The organism is Pseudomonas sp. NFACC56-3 (genome assembly GCF_900100025.1).
Taxonomy (GTDB): Bacteria; Pseudomonadota; Gammaproteobacteria; order Pseudomonadales; family Pseudomonadaceae; genus Aquipseudomonas; species Aquipseudomonas fluorescens_AA.
This window is the reverse complement of record NZ_FMTK01000022.1, coordinates 43531-60754: the sequence shown is the minus strand read 5'-3', so window position 1 is coordinate 60754 and position 17224 is coordinate 43531. Positions and strand designations below refer to the sequence as shown.

Sequence of the window (17224 nt, the reverse complement as noted above, 5' to 3'; positions counted from 1 at the left end):
GCTATCGCGGTCAAACAACGGCGAGCTTTTGAAGTCGATTCGGGACGGATGTTCCGGTGAAAGGTAAGCACGTTGACTTCGAGGGCATATCCGCTTTGATTCTTTTGAAGGTTAGGTATACGTTACATATAATCTTTTTTGTCTTGTATACATAACATGGATTATTCCCTCATCATCGTGCGTCTGGGCGAGCAGGTTCGCAAGCGCCGCCTCAATCGCGGCCTGACCCAGGCCAATCTCGCTACCTTGGCAGGCGTTACTCGGCAGAAGGTCATTGCCATCGAAAAGGGTGACCCGTCGGTTGGGATGCTTGCCTATGCACGAGTCCTGGGGGCCCTGGATTGTGAGTTCGCCGTGGTACCGGCTGCGATGCCTACGCTTGAGGAAATCCAGGGAGTGTTCGACTGATGACGACCTTGCTGCGGGTAGCAACGCCTGAAGGTGATAGCGGGAGGATCCTCTCCAGCGCTGGAGACTACCTGTTTCGTTATCGCGAAGATGCTGATGCACAGGCGGCAATCAGTTTATTGATGCCTGTGCGCTTGGATGAATACCGTCATCGAGAGCTGCACCCGATCTTCCAGATGAATCTGCCCGAAGGTTACGTCTTGGAGCAGCTACGAAACCGTCTGGCCAAGGTGACGAACGTCGACCCCATGCTGCTGCTTGCACTGTCTGGCAGTAGCTCGCCTATCGGGCGGGTGGAGGTGAGTTCACCGGAGGTCGATGCGCTTCTACTACGCCAACAATTTCCTGGAGAACGGCTGGAGGAAATCCTGGCCTGGGATGGTGCGCAGGACATTTTTGCCGACTTAGTGGATCGTTACATTCTGCGTGCCGGGATATCGGGCGTGCAGCCCAAGGTGCTCGTTCCAGAGCGTCAGGATGGTGCTGCGCAACGGTTTACCTCGAAAACCTCCGACCTGATTATCAAGAGCGGCCGGGACGAATTTCCGGGGCTGGCGATCAATGAGTTCCTCTGCATGTCTGTAGCCAGGGAGGCCGGGATAAAGGTGCCGGAGTTCTACCTTTCCGATAATTCCAAGCTGTTCGTTATGCGTCGCTTCGATCGAGACGAGCAGCTCAACCCCATCGGCTTCGAGGACATGGCCGCATTGATGGGGCTTGCTGCGGGGCAAAAGTACAGCAAGAGCTATTCAGCTATTGCCAAAGCCATCCGTCTGTTCTGCCCGTCCGAGCAAGTGCTGGACTCCCTGGGCCATTTATTTGCCATCGTGGCCTTAAGCTGCATCGTCGGCAATGGTGATGCCCATCTGAAGAACTTCGGGCTGCTCTATTCCGACCCTACCCAGCGCGACGCGCGGTTGGCGCCTGCCTACGACATCGTCAACACCACGGCCTATATTCCAAGAGATGTATTGGCCCTTGATCTGGTCGGCAACAAGTCGCTATTTGCCTCGCGACAGGGCCTGTTGGACTTCGCTCGGGTATGTGATATTGCCCGGCCAGAAGAAGTAATCCGCAAACAGTTGCAAGCGCTGGAACAAGTGCTGGCCCGCTCGACTGAACTTTGTGAACAGGCGCCGAATGTGGTCGCAGCCATCAGGCAGTGTGCAGAGCCGTTTATGAAGACCTTCGCCTAGGGCGCAAGAGTCAACAGGCTCAAGAACGCAAAAGCCGCGCAATGCGCGGCTTTTCATATGGTGGGCCCACACGGACTCGAACCGTGGACCAAAGGATTATGAGTCCTCTGCTCTAACCAACTGAGCTATAGGCCCTCAGTAGGTCGCGGATTATAGCGACGGTTTCTCGGCTGTGCTATCCGAAAAATCCGATACGCTCACACGAAGAAACGTTGCGGCGAACTCGTCGGCGCACAGGGGCAGGCTGACGATGTAGCCCTGGATCTGTTCGCAACCTTCTTCAGCCAGGAATTGCTGCTGGGCCAGGGTTTCGACGCCCTCGGCGATGATGCTGAATTGCATGCTGCGGCCCAGGGCGATGATTGCCCGCACGATGGCCGCGTCGTGTGGGTCGTCGGGCAGGCCGCGGACGAAGGACTGATCGATCTTGAGGATGTCCAGTGGCAGGCGCTTGAGGTAGCTCAGGGAGGAATAGCCCGTGCCAAAGTCGTCGATGGCCAGTTGCACGCCGAGGTTCTTCAACTGGTGCAGCACCGTCAGGGCCTCTTCGGCCTGGCTCATGATGAAGTTCTCGGTAATTTCCAGTTGCAATAAGTCGGGCTGGAGCTGGTGTTCGCGCAACAATTGTTCGATGCGCCCCAACAGGTTGGGCTGGCGCAGTTGGGCGCCGGCCAGGTTGACCGACAGGGGGCCGAGGCTTTCGTAGGTGCTGTTCCATTCGCACAGTTGCCGGCAGGCGCGTTCCAGTACCCAGTCGCCAATTTGCAGGATCATGCCGTTTTCTTCCGCCAACGGGATGAAGTGTTCGGGGGGAACGTCGCCAAATGTCGGGTGATACCAGCGAATCAGCGCCTCGGCCCCCACCAGTCGGTTGTCGGCGAGGCTGATTTTCGGTTGGAAGGACAGTGACAGCTCGTTGCGTTCAATCGCTCGCCGCAGCTCGTGTTCCAGGGCTACGCGCTCGCTGGCCTGGGCGGTGAGGTCGCGGGTGTAGCTTTCCACCCGGTTACGCCCCTTGGCCTTGGAGCGGTACATCGCCGCGTCGGCATTCTTGACCAGCGTGGCGACGTCGCAGCCATCCTGGGGGTAGAGGCTGGTGCCAATGCTGGCGCTGATGAAGAACTCGTGCTCGCCGGCCTGGAACGGTGCGGTAAAGCAGTTCAACAGCTTCTGGGCGATGTGCTCGGCATCGCTGGGCTGTTGCAGGCCCGGCAGCAGGATAATGAATTCGTCGCCGCCCAGGCGCGCCACGGTGTCGATGTCGCGCAGCTGCTCGCGCAAGCGCACGGCAATGCCCTTGAGCAGCAGGTCGCCGACCGGGTGCCCGAGGCTGTCATTGATGTGCTTGAAGCGGTCCAGGTCCAGAAACAGCACGGCACCCTGGCCGCCGTTTTCCTGCTGGCCGTTGAGAGCCGCCAGCAAGCGGCTTTCGAACAGCGTGCGATTGGGCAGGCCCGTCAGCGGGTCGTGGTGAGCCTGGTAATCGAGCCGGGCCTGGGCGTGCTTGAGGCTGGAGATATCGGCGAAGACCGCGACGAAATGGGTGATCTGTCGGTCGCGGTTGCGCACCGCGCTGATGGTCAGCCAACTGGGATACAGTTCGCCGTTCTTGCGCCGGTTGGAGATCTCTCCCTGCCAGTGTCCCTCGGCCGTCAATTGGTGCCACATCGCCGCGTAAAACGCGCTGTCATGCAGGCCGGAAGCCAACAACCGAGGCGTATGGCCCAAGGCTTCGGTTTCGCTGTAGCCGGTGATCTCGGTGAAGGCCCGGTTCACGGCGCTGATGTGCTGTTGCGTATCGGTGATCAGCACGCCTTCGGCAGTGCTTTCGAAAACGGTGGCGGCCTGTTGCAGTTTTTCCTGCATCAGGTGGCGTTCGGTGATATCCCGGGCGATGGTCAGCATGCAGTCTTCGTTGCCGATGGGCAGTGGGCGGCTGGACACTTCGCAGAGCCGTATCTGCCCGTCGTTGCGACGGATATGGCAGCTGAAATCCCTGACGAAGCCGTCCCGTTTCAGCAGGTCGAGCATCTGCTTGCGCTCGTTGAGATTGACCCAGATACCCAGGTCCAGCGTGGAGCGGTCTACCGACAGGGTGCTGTTGAAACCGGTAATGCGGCTGAACCCTTCGTTGACCTCAATCAGCAAGCCGTCGCTTTGTCGCGATAGCAGCAGGCCGTCGGGCGAGGCGTGGAAGGCCTTGGCGAACTTCTCTTCGGATGTCTGCAATTGCTGCTGGGTTTCCTTGAGCTGGCTGATGTCCCGTACCACCACCACCAAGGCTGGCGTCGTGTCGAGGTCGAAGGGTTCGGCGGAGATCAGCCCGGTGAATACCTGACCGTTGTTGCGGCGAAAGGGCATTTCCAGGTTGCGAATGCTGCCGGCCTGCAAACGCTGCAACAGGCTCGGCCCCACGCCTTGGATGCCCCAGATATTCAGTTCGGTTGCGTTGTGTCCCACCACCTCTGCGGCACTCAGGCCGATCTGCTCTTCGAAGGCTTTGTTGACCTCCAGCAGGCAACCGTCCATCAGTCTTGCAATCACCAGGATGTCCGGGCACTGGCGGAACACCGAGGCAAATTTCTGCTCCGAAAGGCGCAGTGCTTCCTCGGTGCGCTTGGCTTCGCTGATATCGATCATCAATCCACGTATCAGCGGCTCATGCCCGTGTTCGATCAGGCTGACAATGTCACGTACCCACAGGCAGCGACCATCGGCCGTGATAACCCGGTAATCGATGCAGTGATCGCGACCCGCCAGCAGTTCATTTTCGCAGTAGGTCTGGGCGCGGATCAGGTCGGCCGGATGAATGATGGTGCGCCAGAAGCCTGGGACCAGCCAATGGGAGAGGGGATAACCCAACAGGTCTTCGGCGTGAGGCGAGACGTAGCTGTAAGTGAAATCGCTGACCTTTGCCTCCCAGGCAATGGCCGACAGGCTCTCCACCAGCCCACGGTAATGGTATTCGCTGCTGCGCAGCTCCTGCTCAAGCTCGACGCGGCGGGCGATTTCCGAGCTGAGCCGGCGATTGATGCGAATCACCACCGCCAGTATGCCGACCAGGAGCAGCAGCGTAGGCAGGCCGTAAAACAGTAAGTCTGACCAGATCTGGCGATAGTCGTGCACATTGCCGATCCACTTCTGCTGGATCTCGGCGACTTCGGCCGGGTTCATATCCGCCAGGACTTTGTCCAGGATGCCCACCAATACCTTGTTGTCCCGAGGGGCGGCCATTGCCAGTTGATAGCGGTAAGGCGTTTCCCCGCTGACATAAAGGCCTTCGAGCTTGAGTTGGCGCAGGCTCCAGACACTGGAAGCCAGATCGCCCACCACCGCGTCCACTTCATCGGTTGCCAGCGCTTGCAGGGCTGAACTGACGTTGGGCAGCGCCACCAGGTTCAAGTCGGGATGATGGTTGCGCAGCAATTCATGAGGCGCGTAGTTCTCCACCACGGCGATTTTCAGCCCATACAGCTCCTTGAGGCTATGGGGCTGGGCGCCACCCTGATGGGCCAGGATGACAATGGGGAAATCCAGGTAGGGACGGGTAAATGCCAGGTAATTCTGGCGCTCCGGAGTGGACATGATGCCAGGCAACAGGTCGATCTTGCCCTGTACGACCTGCTCCAGCACCGCAGTCCAGCTGGCCGGCTCGATGGGCGTGAGCTTGACGGCAAGCCGTTCGCGGATGATCTCGATATAGTCGGCGGCGAGGCCCTGATAGCGGCCTTGATCGTCGCGAAACTCAAACGGCGGCCATGAGGCGTCGACACCCAGGCGCAGGTCGGGGTGGTCCTTGAGCCAGCGGAGCTCCTCATCGGTGAGCGTCAACGCGCCAGCTGTTGCGGTCCAGGTGATCAATGACAGCAAAAGCGCGGCCGTCAGTCTGGGCATCACTGTCTCGTCATGGCTTGGGGAGGATGTTTCGAGTGTAGACGGGCAACGGGGGGTGGGGAGCGTAACGAAGGGGATTTTATCTGCATATGACAAAACCCCCGGCAGGGCCGGGGGTTTTGAAGGTCACTCGTCGAGGAAGGAGCGCAGATGCTCGCTTCGCGTCGGGTGGCGCAGTTTGCGCAACGCCTTGGCTTCGATCTGGCGAATCCGCTCACGGGTTACATCGAACTGCTTGCCGACTTCCTCAAGGGTGTGGTCGGTATTCATGTCGATGCCGAAGCGCATGCGCAGTACCTTGGCTTCACGGGCAGTGAGGCCGGAGAGTACTTCGCGAGTCGCTTCCTTGAGGCTCTCGACAGTGGCGACATCGATCGGAGACTGCATGGTGGAGTCTTCGATGAAGTCCCCCAGATGGGAGTCTTCGTCATCGCCGATCGGGGTTTCCATGGAGATCGGCTCTTTGGCGATCTTCAATACCTTGCGGATCTTGTCCTCAGGCATTTCCATGCGTTCGCCCAGCTCTTCCGGCGTCGGTTCGCGACCCATTTCCTGCAACATCTGCCGGGAAATGCGGTTGAGCTTGTTGATCGTCTCGATCATGTGCACCGGGATACGGATGGTGCGGGCCTGGTCGGCGATCGAACGAGTGATCGCCTGACGGATCCACCAGGTGGCATAAGTCGAGAACTTGTAGCCGCGACGGTATTCGAACTTGTCCACCGCCTTCATCAGGCCGATGTTGCCTTCCTGGATCAGGTCGAGGAATTGCAGACCGCGGTTGGTGTACTTCTTGGCGATGGAGATCACCAGACGCAAGTTCGCTTCGACCATCTCTTTCTTCGCGCGACGGGCCTTGGCCTCGCCGATCGACATGCGACGGTTGATGTCCTTGATCTCGGCGATGCTCAGGCCAGTCTCGGCCTCCAGCGCACTGAGCTTCTGCTGGCAACGAATGATGTCCGGCTGCAGGCGGGCAATGGCTTCAGCGTATTTGCTCTTGCCCTTGGCCAGCGCATCGGTCCAGCTTTCGTCGACTTCATTGCCCGGGAACTGGCGCAGGAAATCAGCGCGTGGCATGCGGGCATCACGCACGCAAAGCTGCATGATCGCGCGCTCTTGCTGACGCAAGCGATCCAGGGCACTGCGAACACGCTCGACCAGGCCTTCGAATTGCTTCGGCACCAGTTTGATCGGCATGAACAACTCGGCCAGCGCCAACAGCTCGGCAATCGCCTGCTTGTTGTTGCGGCCGTGCTTCTTCAGCGCCTTGCGGGTGATTTCCATCTGGTCGGCCACGGCGCCGAAACGCTGTGCGGCGATGACCGGATCCGGACCGCTTTCGGCTTCTTCCTCGTCGTCGCTCGCTTCGGCGTCGTCGTCATCGGTGTCGTCGTCGGCCTTGACGGCTTTCGCATCGATCGGCGGCGGCACTTCGGCGGCAGGCGGCGCAATGCCGTCGTCCGGGTCGATATAGCCGCTCAGGACGTCGGACAGGCGGCCACCTTCGGTGGTGACGCGGGTGTACTCGGAGAGAATATGGTCAACCGTGCCAGGGAAGTGCGCGATTGCGCCCATCACTTCACGGATGCCTTCTTCAATACGCTTGGCGATTTCGATTTCGCCTTCACGTGTGAGGAGCTCTACCGTACCCATTTCACGCATGTACATGCGCACGGGGTCCGTGGTGCGACCAATGTCGGTCTCGACCGCTGCCAACGCTGCGGCCGCTTCTTCAGCGGCCGCCTCGTCGGTATCGGCGTCGGCCAGCATAAGGGCATCCTTATCTGGAGCAACCTCGAATACGTTGATCCCCATGTCGTTGATCATGCGGATGATGTCTTCCACCTGTTCCGGATCTGAAATATCCTCCGGCAGGTGGTCGTTGACCTCCGCGTAAGTCAGGTAGCCCTGCTCACGACCCAATAGGATCAACTCTTTGATACGAGACTGCTGTTGCGCTTTTCCGGACATAACACCCTATCCACTGAAGGTCTTGGCGGGCAAAAAACAAGCCGAGGATTATACCTGAGCTGTGACCTCACGCGCCAGTTGAGGTCGGGTTTGATGCGCAAACATTGCGGCTGAGTAAGTCGCGCAATTGGTTTTTCTCTTCGCTGGTCAACTCGCTCTGGCGAGCTTTTCGCAGAAGTTGTTCCAGGTTTCGCTCGCGTTGGCGGGCGGACAAGCTAGTAATGGTGTCGAAAAACTGTTGTTCAAGGTTGTCTCCATCAATCAGCCATTCCTTCTCGGCCAAAGCCTTCAAGAGGCGTCCCTGCTCGGTACCGTGCCACCGTGCGATCAACTGGAAAGAGTTTAGCTTGGGGTTCTTCTGCACGGCTTCAAGGAGAGCGACCAGCAATTGTGTATTGCTATGGTCCTCGGCGGCGAAGTGCCCTGCGTCCTCTACTTTTTCCGCCAGTTGCGGGTGATGCAGCAAGGTGCGCAAGGCGGCCAGTGTCGGGGGTTCGACGGCGGCCGGCACGCGCGGGGCACGTGGCTGGTCGCGATCGCCGCGCTTGCCGTTCTTGTCCCAGGGTTTCTTGTCCCATTTCTTGCCGCCGCTGCCGGGTTTTTTCGGCGTCCATTCCTGCTGGGGGGCGTAATCCTGCTGGGGTTGATGATAGTCGGCGAAATCCGGCATCGCGTCGTAATCGATGCCCGGGTCATACGCCGGCGGCGCCTCCTGGGGAGCGCTGTGCACCAGTTGATTGACCGCCTCGCTGTTGAGCCCGGTGATTTCGGTCAGGCGCTGGCGCATGAGCGTGCGCAGATTGGCGCCGGGCACCTTGTCGATCAGCGGCGCCGCGAGGGTGGCCATGTGGGCCTTGCCTTCGAGGGAGCGTGGATCGGCTTCTTCGGTCAACTGCTGGAAAAAATAGTCGGCCAACGGTTGTGCGTGCTGGTTGATCCGCGCACGGAACGCGTCGGTGCCTTCGGAACGCACCAGGGTGTCCGGGTCCTCGCCCTCGGGCAGGAACAGGAAACGTGCCCGACGGCCGTCCTGCAGGCACGGCAAGGTCGCCTCCAATGCGCGCCAGGCGGCGTTGCGACCGGCCTGGTCGCCGTCGAAGCAGAACAGCACGTTGGGCACGACGCGAAACAGGCGCTTCATGTGCTCTTCGCTGGTGGCTGTGCCCAGGGTCGCGACGGCGTTGCGCAGGCCTTGCTGGGCCAGGGCTATCACGTCCATGTAGCCCTCGACGACGATGATTTCGTCGAGGTTGCGGTTGTTCTTGCGCGCTTCGTACAGGCCATAGAGTTCCTGGCCCTTATGGAACACTGGGGTTTCCGGAGAGTTCAGGTACTTCGGCTTGTCATCGCCCAGCACCCGGCCGCCAAAGGCGATGATCCGCCCGCGCGTGTCGCGGATCGGAAACATGACCCTGTCGCGAAAGCGGTCGTAGCGCTTGCCGGTTTCGGCGTTTTCGATCAGCAGGCCAGCGTCGATCATGGCGCGCTGCTGCAGCGTGTCGCTGCTTAGATGCTTGTACAGGTTGTCCCAGCCGGGCGGGGCGAAGCCGAGGCCGAAATCCCGGGCGATTTCGCCAGTCAGGCCGCGGCCCTTGAGATAATCCACCGCGGCCTTGCGGGCTGGATGGCTCTTGAGGGCCTGGCGATAGAAATCGGCCGCCGCTGTCAGCAGTGGGTAGAGCGGTGAGTCGGTCGGTTGGCGCGGCTTGTGCGGTCGACCGCTTTCCTCGCGGGGAATTTCCATGCCAGCGGCTTTGGCCAGTTCTTCGACGGCCTGGGGGAAGTCCAGGTTGTCGTGGTCCATGAGGAAGCCGAGGGCATTGCCGCCCGCGCCGCAACCGAAGCAGTAGTAGAACTGCTTGTCGGGGCTGACGCTGAAAGAGGGCGTTTTCTCTTTGTGAAACGGGCAGCAGGCCGTGTAGTTCTTGCCTGCTTTCTTCATTTGCAGGCGAGAGCTGACCACGTCGACGATGTCGGTGCGGTTCAGGAGGTCGTCAATAAAGCTCTGGGGAATCAGCCCGGCCATGGCGTTCTCAATCATCACTGCGCGAAATATGGACCCGAAATCGGCAGGCGTAACCGGGTCTGGGTTTGAGACACGCTGAATCGGTGGCTCGACCGGGTCGTCTGCATCATCGCTGTCGGGAAGTGTATCTGCCGATAATCCACTGACGTTAATAACTATCAGTATTCGACTGTTTGAATGTGTTGCGCTGAGTCCGGTAACGGCCGGTCAGGCCTCGGATAGCTCATGAAGCGGGCACGCAGGCAGGTGCCTTGGGCTGATCGTCGTTAGAGGAATCAGGGTGTGCTCGTCGGTAGCCTTGGAAGGCTCGTCAGGAAAGACGTGCACCGCTGGCAAAAGAGCCAGGTCTGACGCGGTGAAGCGGTTGTCTTGGTCGCGTCTGCGGCTTTGACGGTGAAGCATCAAGCGTTATTCCGCAAATGCCATAAGCCCGGCTTGAAGGCCGGGCTTGGCAGAAGCTTGCTACGGACGTCTGTGTATTAGTACAGACGTACGGCGCGGCGCTGTTCGCGCTGAACTTTCTTGGCGTGACGCTTAACAGCGGCTGCTGCCTTGCGCTTACGCTCAGAAGTCGGCTTCTCGTAGAATTCGCGGCTACGAACTTCAGCCAGAACACCGGCTTTTTCGCAGGAGCGCTTGAAACGACGCAGAGCTACGTCGAAGGGTTCGTTCTCTTTTACTTTGACGGCTGGCATCCAGAGCTACCTTCATTCATTACCGGGGTCAACATCCTCGCGGCAAAAGAGCACTTGAAGACGTCGGTTTTTAAGGGTTGCGGATGTTAACCCCTCAACGCTCGGAATGCAAAGCCTCTGATCGAAAACCGCTGGTCGGGGCACAACGCGGCGACTATTATGCGCGCCTTCGAATTCAGCCTCTACAAGGCGCAAACCCATGCTAGTACTGGGATTAGAAACCTCTTGCGACGAAACCGGTGTCGCACTTTACGACAGTGAGCGCGGCCTGCTGGCCGATGCGCTGTTCAGCCAGATCGACCTGCACCGCGCCTACGGCGGGGTGGTGCCGGAACTTGCCTCCCGCGATCACGTCAAGCGCATGCTGCCCTTGATCCGCCAGGTCCTGGCCGAAGCCGGCTGCATGCCGACCGAGATCGACGGCATCGCCTACACCGCCGGCCCGGGCCTGGTGGGCGCGTTGCTGGTTGGCGCTTCCTGTGCCCAGGCGCTGGCCTTTGCCTGGGGTATTCCGGCCCTGGGCGTGCATCACATGGAAGGCCACTTGCTGGCACCGATGCTGGAGTCGCAACCGCCCCAATTCCCGTTCGTCGCTTTGTTGGTATCGGGCGGCCATACCCAGCTCATCCGGGTCGATGGCATCGGCCAATACGAGCTGCTCGGCGAAACCCTCGACGATGCCGCCGGCGAAGCATTCGACAAGACGGCGAAAATGATGGGGCTCAATTATCCCGGTGGGCCGGAAATTTCCCGGCTTGCAAGCCAGGGGGTCGATGGGCGCTTCGTGTTCCCGCGGCCGATGTGCGACCGCCCCGGCCTGGATTTCAGTTTCAGCGGGCTGAAGACCTTCGCCCTGAACACCTGGCAGCAGTGTGTCAGCGCCGGGGACGACAGTGAGCAAGCCCGTTGCGACATCTCGCTGGCGTTCCAGCAGGCCGTGGTGGAGACTTTGACCATCAAGTGCAAGCGTGCCCTGAAGCAGGCCGGGCTCAAGCGCCTGGTGATCGCCGGAGGCGTGAGTGCGAACAAGGCCTTGCGCACATCGCTGGAGAAAATGCTCGGCGACTTGAAGGGCGACGTTTACTACGCCCGGCCGGAGTTCTGCACAGATAACGGCGCGATGATTGCCTTTGCCGGCTGCCAGCGTTTGCAGGCGGGCCAGCAGGAAAGCCTGGCCATCAGCGTGCAGGCGCGCTGGCCCATGGAGCAGTTGGCACCCCTGTGAAACGGCCTTTAAAAATGCCGTTCGCGCCCGGCGAACAGGTCGCGTAGATTGCCCCGGTGGCGCCAGACTATCAGTGCGACCAGCACGGTCATTGGCAGCAAGGCCGCCGGCTCCTGCCAGGCCAGCAATGGCAGGGTCAGCGGTGTGGCGATCAGCGCGGCCAGGGAGCTGGTGCGGGTCAGGTAGAACGTCAGCAGCCAGGCGCAGACAGCCAGCAGGGCGGCGGGCGGGTACAGGCCCAGCAGCATGCCGGCGGCGGTGGCGACGCCCTTGCCGCCACGGAAGCGGAAGTACAGCGGGAACAAGTGGCCGATGACGGCACAGACGCCGATCCAGGCCTGTTGCTGCAACGAGAGTCCTGCAAGGCTGGCGATCAATACCGGGACAAGGCCTTTGCAGAGGTCGCCCAGCAGGGTCAGGATGGCGAGCTTGCGTCCGGCCAGGCGCAGCATGTTGGTGGCGCCGGCATTGCCTGAGCCACTCATTCGCGGATCCGGGCGACCGGTCAGGCGGCTGAGCAAAATGGCGAAGGACAGCGAGCCGAGCAGGTAGGCGAGAATCGCCAGTAACCAAAACATGCTAACTATTCCGGGCGAGGACGCCCTGATTCTAACGGGGCATCGCGCCCTTGTCGTGCTGCGGAGAAGAGTGCTTGGACAGAGTGTTTATCGAGGGCCTGGAAGTCGACACGGTAATCGGTGCCTACGACTGGGAGCGAGGTATCCGACAGTGCCTGCGGCTTGACCTGAGTTTCGCCTGGGACAACCGCCCGGCGGCCGCGGGCGACGACCTGACCCTGGCGCTCGATTATGCCAGCGTGTCGTCGCGCATCCAGGCGTTTGCCGAGCAGGCGCAGTTCCAGTTGGTCGAGACCTTCGCCGAACGACTGGCCCAAGAGCTGATGGACGAGTTCAAGATCACCTGGCTGCGTCTGAAAGTGACCAAGCCTGGCGCCGTACCGGCAGCCAGCGGCGTTGGCGTGGAGATCGAGCGCGGATGTCGCTGACTCAGGTTTTTCTCGGGCTCGGCAGCAATATCGAGCGCGAAACCCATTTGTGCGCCGGTCTTGAGGCCTTGGCCGGTTTCCTCGTGGACATGCGCTGTTCGGCTGTGTTCGAGAGCCAGCCAGTGGGGATCAAGAGCGGGCCGTTCTTCAATTTTGTCGTCTCGGCCTTCACGGACCTGCCGCTGATGGAGTTGGATCGTCGTCTCAAGTTCATCGAGGCGGACAACGGTCGTTATGCGCCAGACCGCAAGGGACTGCCACTGGATATCGACGTGTTGTTGTATGGCGAACAGGTCGGCAACTTCGATGGGCTGATCCTGCCGCGTGCGGAAATCCTCAAGAACGCCTTCGTCCTGTGGCCTTTGTCGTTGATCGCGCCGGATCGGATTCATCCGGGCGTGGGCAAAAGCTTCGCCACGTTGTGGGAAGAGTCGCAGATCGACCAGGTGCTGGCGCCGGTGGCGTTCGAGTGGCGCGGCCAGCAGCTGACGCCATCGAATCTGCGCTGAAGCGCCTGCCGCTATCGCGAGCAAGCTCGCTCCCACATTAGAATTTCAGTGGACACCTATCTTGTGTTCAACCGAAATCCACTGTGGGAGCGAGCTTGCTCGCGATGACGGCGGCACATCCAGCAAAAATGCAAACTGACACGACCCCCCGTCAGCTCGCCGCTTCCTTATACGCTTTCAATGCCTTGAGCCGCTCACGCTTGATCGCCTCACCCAGCTCCGGCCCCTTGAAGCCTTTCTCCAGCAAAGGCTGCACCGCCACTGCGCGGGCCGCTGCTGCGGCGCCCCGCAGATAATCAGCCTGTGGATAACTTCGCTGCTCAAGCCCCTTGCGCCCCCGAGCGTCCATCTCGCAGGCCGCGATGAATTCCTCGAAGCGCTGGGGCCGGCGGTACACATCAAAGCTTTGTAGCAGCTCAAGCAGAGTAGATGCCTTCAGTTCCAGCGCGCGATGACCATGGGTATGGTATTGGCCCACCAACAACGCCAGTTCCTGACAGTCGCGCGGCGCCTTGAAGCGCTCGCTGACGGCTTTGATCAGCTTCAAGCCCGTGTGCTCATGGGCGATGTGTCGCGGCCATTCGTGCTGGGGCGTCAGGCCTTTACCCAGGTCATGGAGCAGGCAGGCCCAGCGGACCGTTAGCGGCTGTTGATGCAGTGCTGCCTGTTGCAGCACGCTCAGGGTATGGACACCGGTATCGATTTCCGGGTGATGGGCTTCAGGTTGTGGCACGCCGAACAGCGCGTCGACTTCGGGCAGCAAGACCTTGAGGGCCGTGCAGTCGCGCAAGACCTGAATAAATACCTGGGGTTGCTTTTCCATGAGCGCGCGGGAAATTTCTTTCCAGCTGCGCTCGGCCGTCAACGCCTCCAGTTCGCCGGACTCGCTGAGCTGGCGCATCAGCTCAAGGGTTTCGTCCGCCACCTTGAAACCCAGCGGCGCATAACGGGCGGCAAAACGGGCAACCCGCAGGACTCGGAGCGGATCTTCGGCGAAAGCGGGGGAAACGTGGCGCAGCACCCGGGCTTCCAGATCGCGCTGGCCGTGGTACGGATCGGTCAGGTTGCCATGTTCATCTTCAGCCATGGCGTTGATGGTCAAGTCCCGACGGACCAGGTCTTCTTCCAGAGTGACTTCAGGGCTGGCATGGAACACGAAGCCGCCATAGCCGCGGCCGCTCTTGCGCTCGGTGCGGGCGAGGGCGTACTCCTCGCCGGTCTTCGGGTCGAGGAATACCGGAAAGTCGGCCCCCACGGGGCGAAAACCCTTGGCGAGCATTTCCTCGGCGGTGGCTCCCACGACGACCCGATCGATGTCGGTGACGGGAATGCCCAGCAGGCGATCGCGTACGGCGCCGCCAACTTTATAGATCTGCATAAAAAACCTCCGTTGGTCCGACAGGATAACCTTTGCGTCAGACGTCCGGAGGCGAAAACGGGATCAAAGATGAATGACGGCCAGGTCCAGGCGACCATAATCGCCTTCGGCTTGTTCGCCTTTGGGAGGGACATGGTGGGTTTTCATCACTTGGTCGCCTTGCAGGGTTTCCAAGTGGATGTCGAAGCCCCAGAGGCGATGCAGGTGCTTGAGCACTTCATCGGTGGAGTCACCCAGTGGTTTGCGGTTGTGCGCCTGGTGCCGCAGGGTCAGCGAGCGGTCTCCGCGGCGGTCGATGCTGTAGATCTGCACATTGGGCTCGCGATTACCCAGGTTGTACTGCGCCGCCAGGGTTTCGCGAATGATGCGATAGCCGCTCTCATCGTGAATGGCAGGTACCACCAGGTCGTCCTTCTGGTCGTCATCCAGGATGCTGAACAGTTTCAGGTCGCGGATCACCTTGGGGGAAAGGTACTGCAGGATGAAGCTTTCGTCCTTGAAGCTGCTCATGGCGAATTTAATGGCGGACAACCAGTCCGAACCGGCGATTTCCGGGAACCAGCGACGATCTTCCTCGGTAGGGTTTTCGCACATGCGCCGAATGTCGCGGTACATGGCGAAACCCAGTGCGTAAGGGTTGATGCCGCTGTAGTACGGGCTGTCGAAGCCAGGTTGGAACACCACGCTGGTGTGTGACGTCAGGAACTCCATCATGAAGCCGTCGGTGACCAGGCCTTCGTCGTACAGGTCGTTCATCAGCGTGTAGTGCCAGAACGTGGCCCAGCCTTCGTTCATTACCTGGGTTTGGCGCTGTGGATAGAAGTACTGGGCGATCTTGCGCACGATGCGCACGATTTCCCGTTGCCACGGTTCCAGCAGCGGCGCATGTTTTTCAATGAAATAGAGAATGTTCTCCTGGGGCTCGGCAGGGAAGCGGGCATTGTCTTTTTCGTTGTACTTGTCCGCACCCTTGGGAATGGTGCGCCAAAGATCGTTGATCTGTTTCTGCAGGTGTTCTTCGCGGTCCTTCTGGCGCCGGCGTTCTTCTTCGGCGGAAATCGGGTACGGTCGTTTGTAGCGGTCCACGCCGTAGTTCATCAGGGCATGGCAGGAGTCCAGCAGGTCCTCCACCGCGTCGATACCGTGGCGTTCCTCGCATTGCATGATGTACTGCTTGGCGAACACCAGGTAATCGATGATCGAACTGGCATCGGTCCAGGTGCGGAACAGGTAGTTGCCCTTGAAGAAGCTGTTGTGCCCGTAGCAGGCGTGCGCCACCACCAAGGCCTGCATGCAGATGGTGTTTTCCTCCATCAGGTAGGCGATGCAGGGGTCGGAATTGATCACGATCTCATAGGCCAGCCCCATCTGACCGCGGCTGTAGGATTTCTCGGTGCTGAGGAAGTGCTTGCCGTAGGACCAGTGGTGATAGCCCAGCGGCATGCCGACCGACGCGTAGGCGTCCATCATTTGCTCGGCGGTGATCACCTCGATCTGGTTCGGGTAGGTGTCGAGGGCATAACGGTCCGCGATACGGCTGATTTCGCGGTCGTAGGCCTTGATCAGCTCGAATGTCCATTCGGAGCCGGTGGAAATGGGCTGGCGTTTCTGCTCTTTTTTGGCGGTCATGTCACTAACCTGCGCTGGAAGAGTTCACGGAAGACCGGGTAGATATCCCCGGCCGAGACCAGTTGCTGTTGGGCAAATGTGTCGGAAAATGCTTCGGCAATCCGTTCGTATTCGTACCACAACGCCTGGTGTTCCCGTGGAGTAATTTCCACATAGGTGTAGTACTGGACGAACGGCATGATCTGGTTGATCAGGATGTCACGGCAGATCGGTGAATCGTCGTTCCAGTTGTCTCCGTCCGACGCCTGGGCCGCATAGATGTTCCATTCGTTGGCGGGGTAGCGTTCGGCCATGATTTCCTGCATCAGCTTCAGGGCGCTGGAGACAATGGTGCCGCCGGTTTCCCTGGAATAGAAGAACTCTTCCTCGTCCACTTCCCGGGCGCTGGTGTGGTGGCGGATGAACACTACGTCGATCTTGTCGTAGTTCCGCTTCAAGAACAGGTACAGCAGGATGAAGAAGCGCTTGGCGATGTCCTTGGTGGCCTGGGTCATGGAGCCGGAAACGTCCATCAGGCAAAACATCACCGCCTTGGAGCTGGGGTTTGGCTGTTTCACCAGCAGGTTGTACTTGAGGTCGAAGGTATCGAGGAACGGAACGCGGTGGATGCGTGCGCTGAGTTTCTCGATTTCCGCTTCCAGGTCCTGAATATCGCCGAAATTATCGGGTTCTTCGCGTTTAAGACGAGCCAGTTCTTCCTTGGCTTCGCGCAGTTTGGCCCGGCTGCTGCCCGACAGCGCGATGCGCCGGGCGTGGGCCGAACGAAGGGTGCGGATGATGTTGATGCGTGATGGGTTGCCTTCATTGCTGATACCGGCACGCACGGTCTTGAAGGTGTCGGTACCGGTCAGGTTGCGCTTGACCAGGTTCGGCAGCTCCAGGTCCTCGAACATGAATTCCAGGAACTCCTCCTGGGTGATCTGGAAGACAAACTCATCCATGCCTTCGCCGGAATTGCCGGCCTTGCCAGGGCCCTTGCCGCCACCGCCGCCCTGGGGCCGGGGGATGTGCTCGCCACTGGTGAATTCCTTGTTACCGGGGTGCACGACGGTCTGTTTGCCACCGCGACCATGGTGAAGCACCGGCTCGTCGATGTCGCGGCCGGGGATGCTGATTTGTTCGCCGTGTTCCATATCGGTAATGGAACGCCGGCTGACCGCCTCTTCGACGGCCTTCTTGATGTGGTCACGGTAACGCCGCAGAAACCGCTGGCGGTTCACCGTGCTCTTGTTCTTGCCATTAAGGCGTCGGTCGATCACATAGCTCATAGGCCCCTCCAGGGGA

13 protein-coding genes and 1 tRNA gene are annotated in these 17224 nt (G+C 60.0%); 5 read left to right on the top strand and 9 right to left on the bottom strand.

The window, feature by feature from the left end; translation table 11 throughout:
• Window positions 1–156 precede the first annotated feature (156 nt).
• Both BLO80_RS23795 and BLO80_RS23790 read left to right on the top strand, forming a co-directional pair.
• Complete coding sequence (locus BLO80_RS23795) at window positions 157–408, top strand: helix-turn-helix transcriptional regulator (RefSeq protein ID WP_170847605.1); 252 nt, start codon at window positions 157–159, stop codon at window positions 406–408.
• Window positions 408–1604, top strand: coding sequence for a type II toxin-antitoxin system HipA family toxin (locus tag BLO80_RS23790; protein WP_092331258.1), 1197 nt, complete (start codon window positions 408–410; stop codon window positions 1602–1604). The genes BLO80_RS23795 and BLO80_RS23790 overlap by 1 nt, the downstream gene beginning before the upstream one ends.
• Before the next feature lie 58 nt (window positions 1605–1662).
• On the opposite strand, the gene BLO80_RS23785 is transcribed toward BLO80_RS23790, so the two are convergent.
• From BLO80_RS23785 to rpsU, 5 genes are all read right to left on the bottom strand, one after another.
• Window positions 1663–1739 (bottom strand) — tRNA-Ile (locus BLO80_RS23785).
• Window positions 1740–1754: 15 nt separating this feature from the next.
• Window positions 1755–5498, bottom strand: a complete 3744-nt coding sequence (locus BLO80_RS23780) for an EAL domain-containing protein (RefSeq protein ID WP_092331256.1) — start codon at window positions 5496–5498, stop codon at window positions 1755–1757.
• 126 nt (window positions 5499–5624) lie between these two features.
• A complete protein-coding gene (gene rpoD, locus BLO80_RS23775) occupies window positions 5625–7472 on the bottom strand; it encodes an RNA polymerase sigma factor RpoD (protein WP_060740348.1) in 1848 nt (615 codons plus the stop codon).
• A 67-nt stretch (window positions 7473–7539) separates the two neighbouring features.
• Window positions 7540–9498 (bottom strand): DNA primase, encoded by a 1959-nt coding sequence (gene dnaG, locus BLO80_RS23770; RefSeq protein WP_092202684.1) that lies wholly within the window; start codon window positions 9496–9498, stop codon window positions 7540–7542.
• A gap of 479 nt (window positions 9499–9977) precedes the next feature.
• Window positions 9978–10193: a 30S ribosomal protein S21 gene (rpsU, locus tag BLO80_RS23765; protein ID WP_002551877.1), complete on the bottom strand. Its 216-nt coding sequence runs from the start codon at window positions 10191–10193 to the stop codon at window positions 9978–9980.
• A 199-nt stretch (window positions 10194–10392) separates the two neighbouring features.
• Here rpsU and tsaD point away from each other — a divergent pair, with 199 nt between their 5' ends.
• Window positions 10393–11418 carry a tRNA (adenosine(37)-N6)-threonylcarbamoyltransferase complex transferase subunit TsaD gene (gene tsaD, locus BLO80_RS23760; RefSeq protein ID WP_092331253.1) on the top strand — a complete coding sequence of 342 codons (1026 nt, stop codon included), beginning with the start codon at window positions 10393–10395 and terminating at the stop codon, window positions 11416–11418.
• An 8-nt stretch (window positions 11419–11426) separates the two neighbouring features.
• Here the strand turns inward: tsaD and plsY are convergent, their stop codons facing one another.
• Complete coding sequence (gene plsY, locus BLO80_RS23755; RefSeq protein WP_060740351.1) at window positions 11427–11996, bottom strand: glycerol-3-phosphate 1-O-acyltransferase PlsY; 570 nt, start codon at window positions 11994–11996, stop codon at window positions 11427–11429.
• 74 nt (window positions 11997–12070) lie between these two features.
• Here plsY and folB point away from each other — a divergent pair, with 74 nt between their 5' ends.
• Window positions 12071–12424 (top strand): dihydroneopterin aldolase, encoded by a 354-nt coding sequence (gene folB / locus BLO80_RS23750; RefSeq protein ID WP_039590767.1) that lies wholly within the window; start codon window positions 12071–12073, stop codon window positions 12422–12424.
• Window positions 12415–12933, top strand: a complete 519-nt coding sequence (folK, locus tag BLO80_RS23745; RefSeq protein ID WP_092331251.1) for a 2-amino-4-hydroxy-6-hydroxymethyldihydropteridine diphosphokinase — start codon at window positions 12415–12417, stop codon at window positions 12931–12933. The genes folB and folK overlap by 10 nt, the downstream gene beginning before the upstream one ends.
• 151 nt (window positions 12934–13084) lie before the next feature.
• Here the strand turns inward: folK and BLO80_RS23740 are convergent, their stop codons facing one another.
• From BLO80_RS23740 to BLO80_RS23730, 3 genes are all read right to left on the bottom strand, one after another.
• A complete protein-coding gene (locus BLO80_RS23740) occupies window positions 13085–14311 on the bottom strand; it encodes a multifunctional CCA addition/repair protein (RefSeq protein WP_092331248.1) in 1227 nt (408 codons plus the stop codon).
• 63 nt (window positions 14312–14374) lie between these two features.
• Window positions 14375–15940 (bottom strand): SpoVR family protein, encoded by a 1566-nt coding sequence (locus BLO80_RS23735; protein ID WP_092255206.1) that lies wholly within the window; start codon window positions 15938–15940, stop codon window positions 14375–14377.
• Complete coding sequence (locus BLO80_RS23730; protein WP_003206179.1) at window positions 15937–17208, bottom strand: YeaH/YhbH family protein; 1272 nt, start codon at window positions 17206–17208, stop codon at window positions 15937–15939. The genes BLO80_RS23735 and BLO80_RS23730 overlap by 4 nt, the downstream gene beginning before the upstream one ends.
• Window positions 17209–17224 lie beyond the last annotated feature (16 nt).

Coding starts and splice junctions, on each gene's coding strand:
- BLO80_RS23780 (WP_092331256.1), bottom strand. CDS start 5,498: ATGCCCAGACTGACGGCCGCGCTTTTGCTGTCATTGATCACCTGGACC.
- BLO80_RS23795 (WP_170847605.1), top strand. CDS start 157: ATGGATTATTCCCTCATCATCGTGCGTCTGGGCGAGCAGGTTCGCAAG.
- dnaG (WP_092202684.1), bottom strand. CDS start 9,498: ATGGCCGGGCTGATTCCCCAGAGCTTTATTGACGACCTCCTGAACCGC.
- BLO80_RS23730 (WP_003206179.1), bottom strand. CDS start 17,208: ATGAGCTATGTGATCGACCGACGCCTTAATGGCAAGAACAAGAGCACG.
- BLO80_RS23735 (WP_092255206.1), bottom strand. CDS start 15,940: ATGACCGCCAAAAAAGAGCAGAAACGCCAGCCCATTTCCACCGGCTCC.
- tsaD (WP_092331253.1), top strand. CDS start 10,393: ATGCTAGTACTGGGATTAGAAACCTCTTGCGACGAAACCGGTGTCGCA.
- rpoD (WP_060740348.1), bottom strand. CDS start 7,472: ATGTCCGGAAAAGCGCAACAGCAGTCTCGTATCAAAGAGTTGATCCTA.
- plsY (WP_060740351.1), bottom strand. CDS start 11,996: ATGTTTTGGTTACTGGCGATTCTCGCCTACCTGCTCGGCTCGCTGTCC.
- rpsU (WP_002551877.1), bottom strand. CDS start 10,193: ATGCCAGCCGTCAAAGTAAAAGAGAACGAACCCTTCGACGTAGCTCTG.
- BLO80_RS23740 (WP_092331248.1), bottom strand. CDS start 14,311: ATGCAGATCTATAAAGTTGGCGGCGCCGTACGCGATCGCCTGCTGGGC.
- BLO80_RS23790 (WP_092331258.1), top strand. CDS start 408: ATGACGACCTTGCTGCGGGTAGCAACGCCTGAAGGTGATAGCGGGAGG.
- folK (WP_092331251.1), top strand. CDS start 12,415: ATGTCGCTGACTCAGGTTTTTCTCGGGCTCGGCAGCAATATCGAGCGC.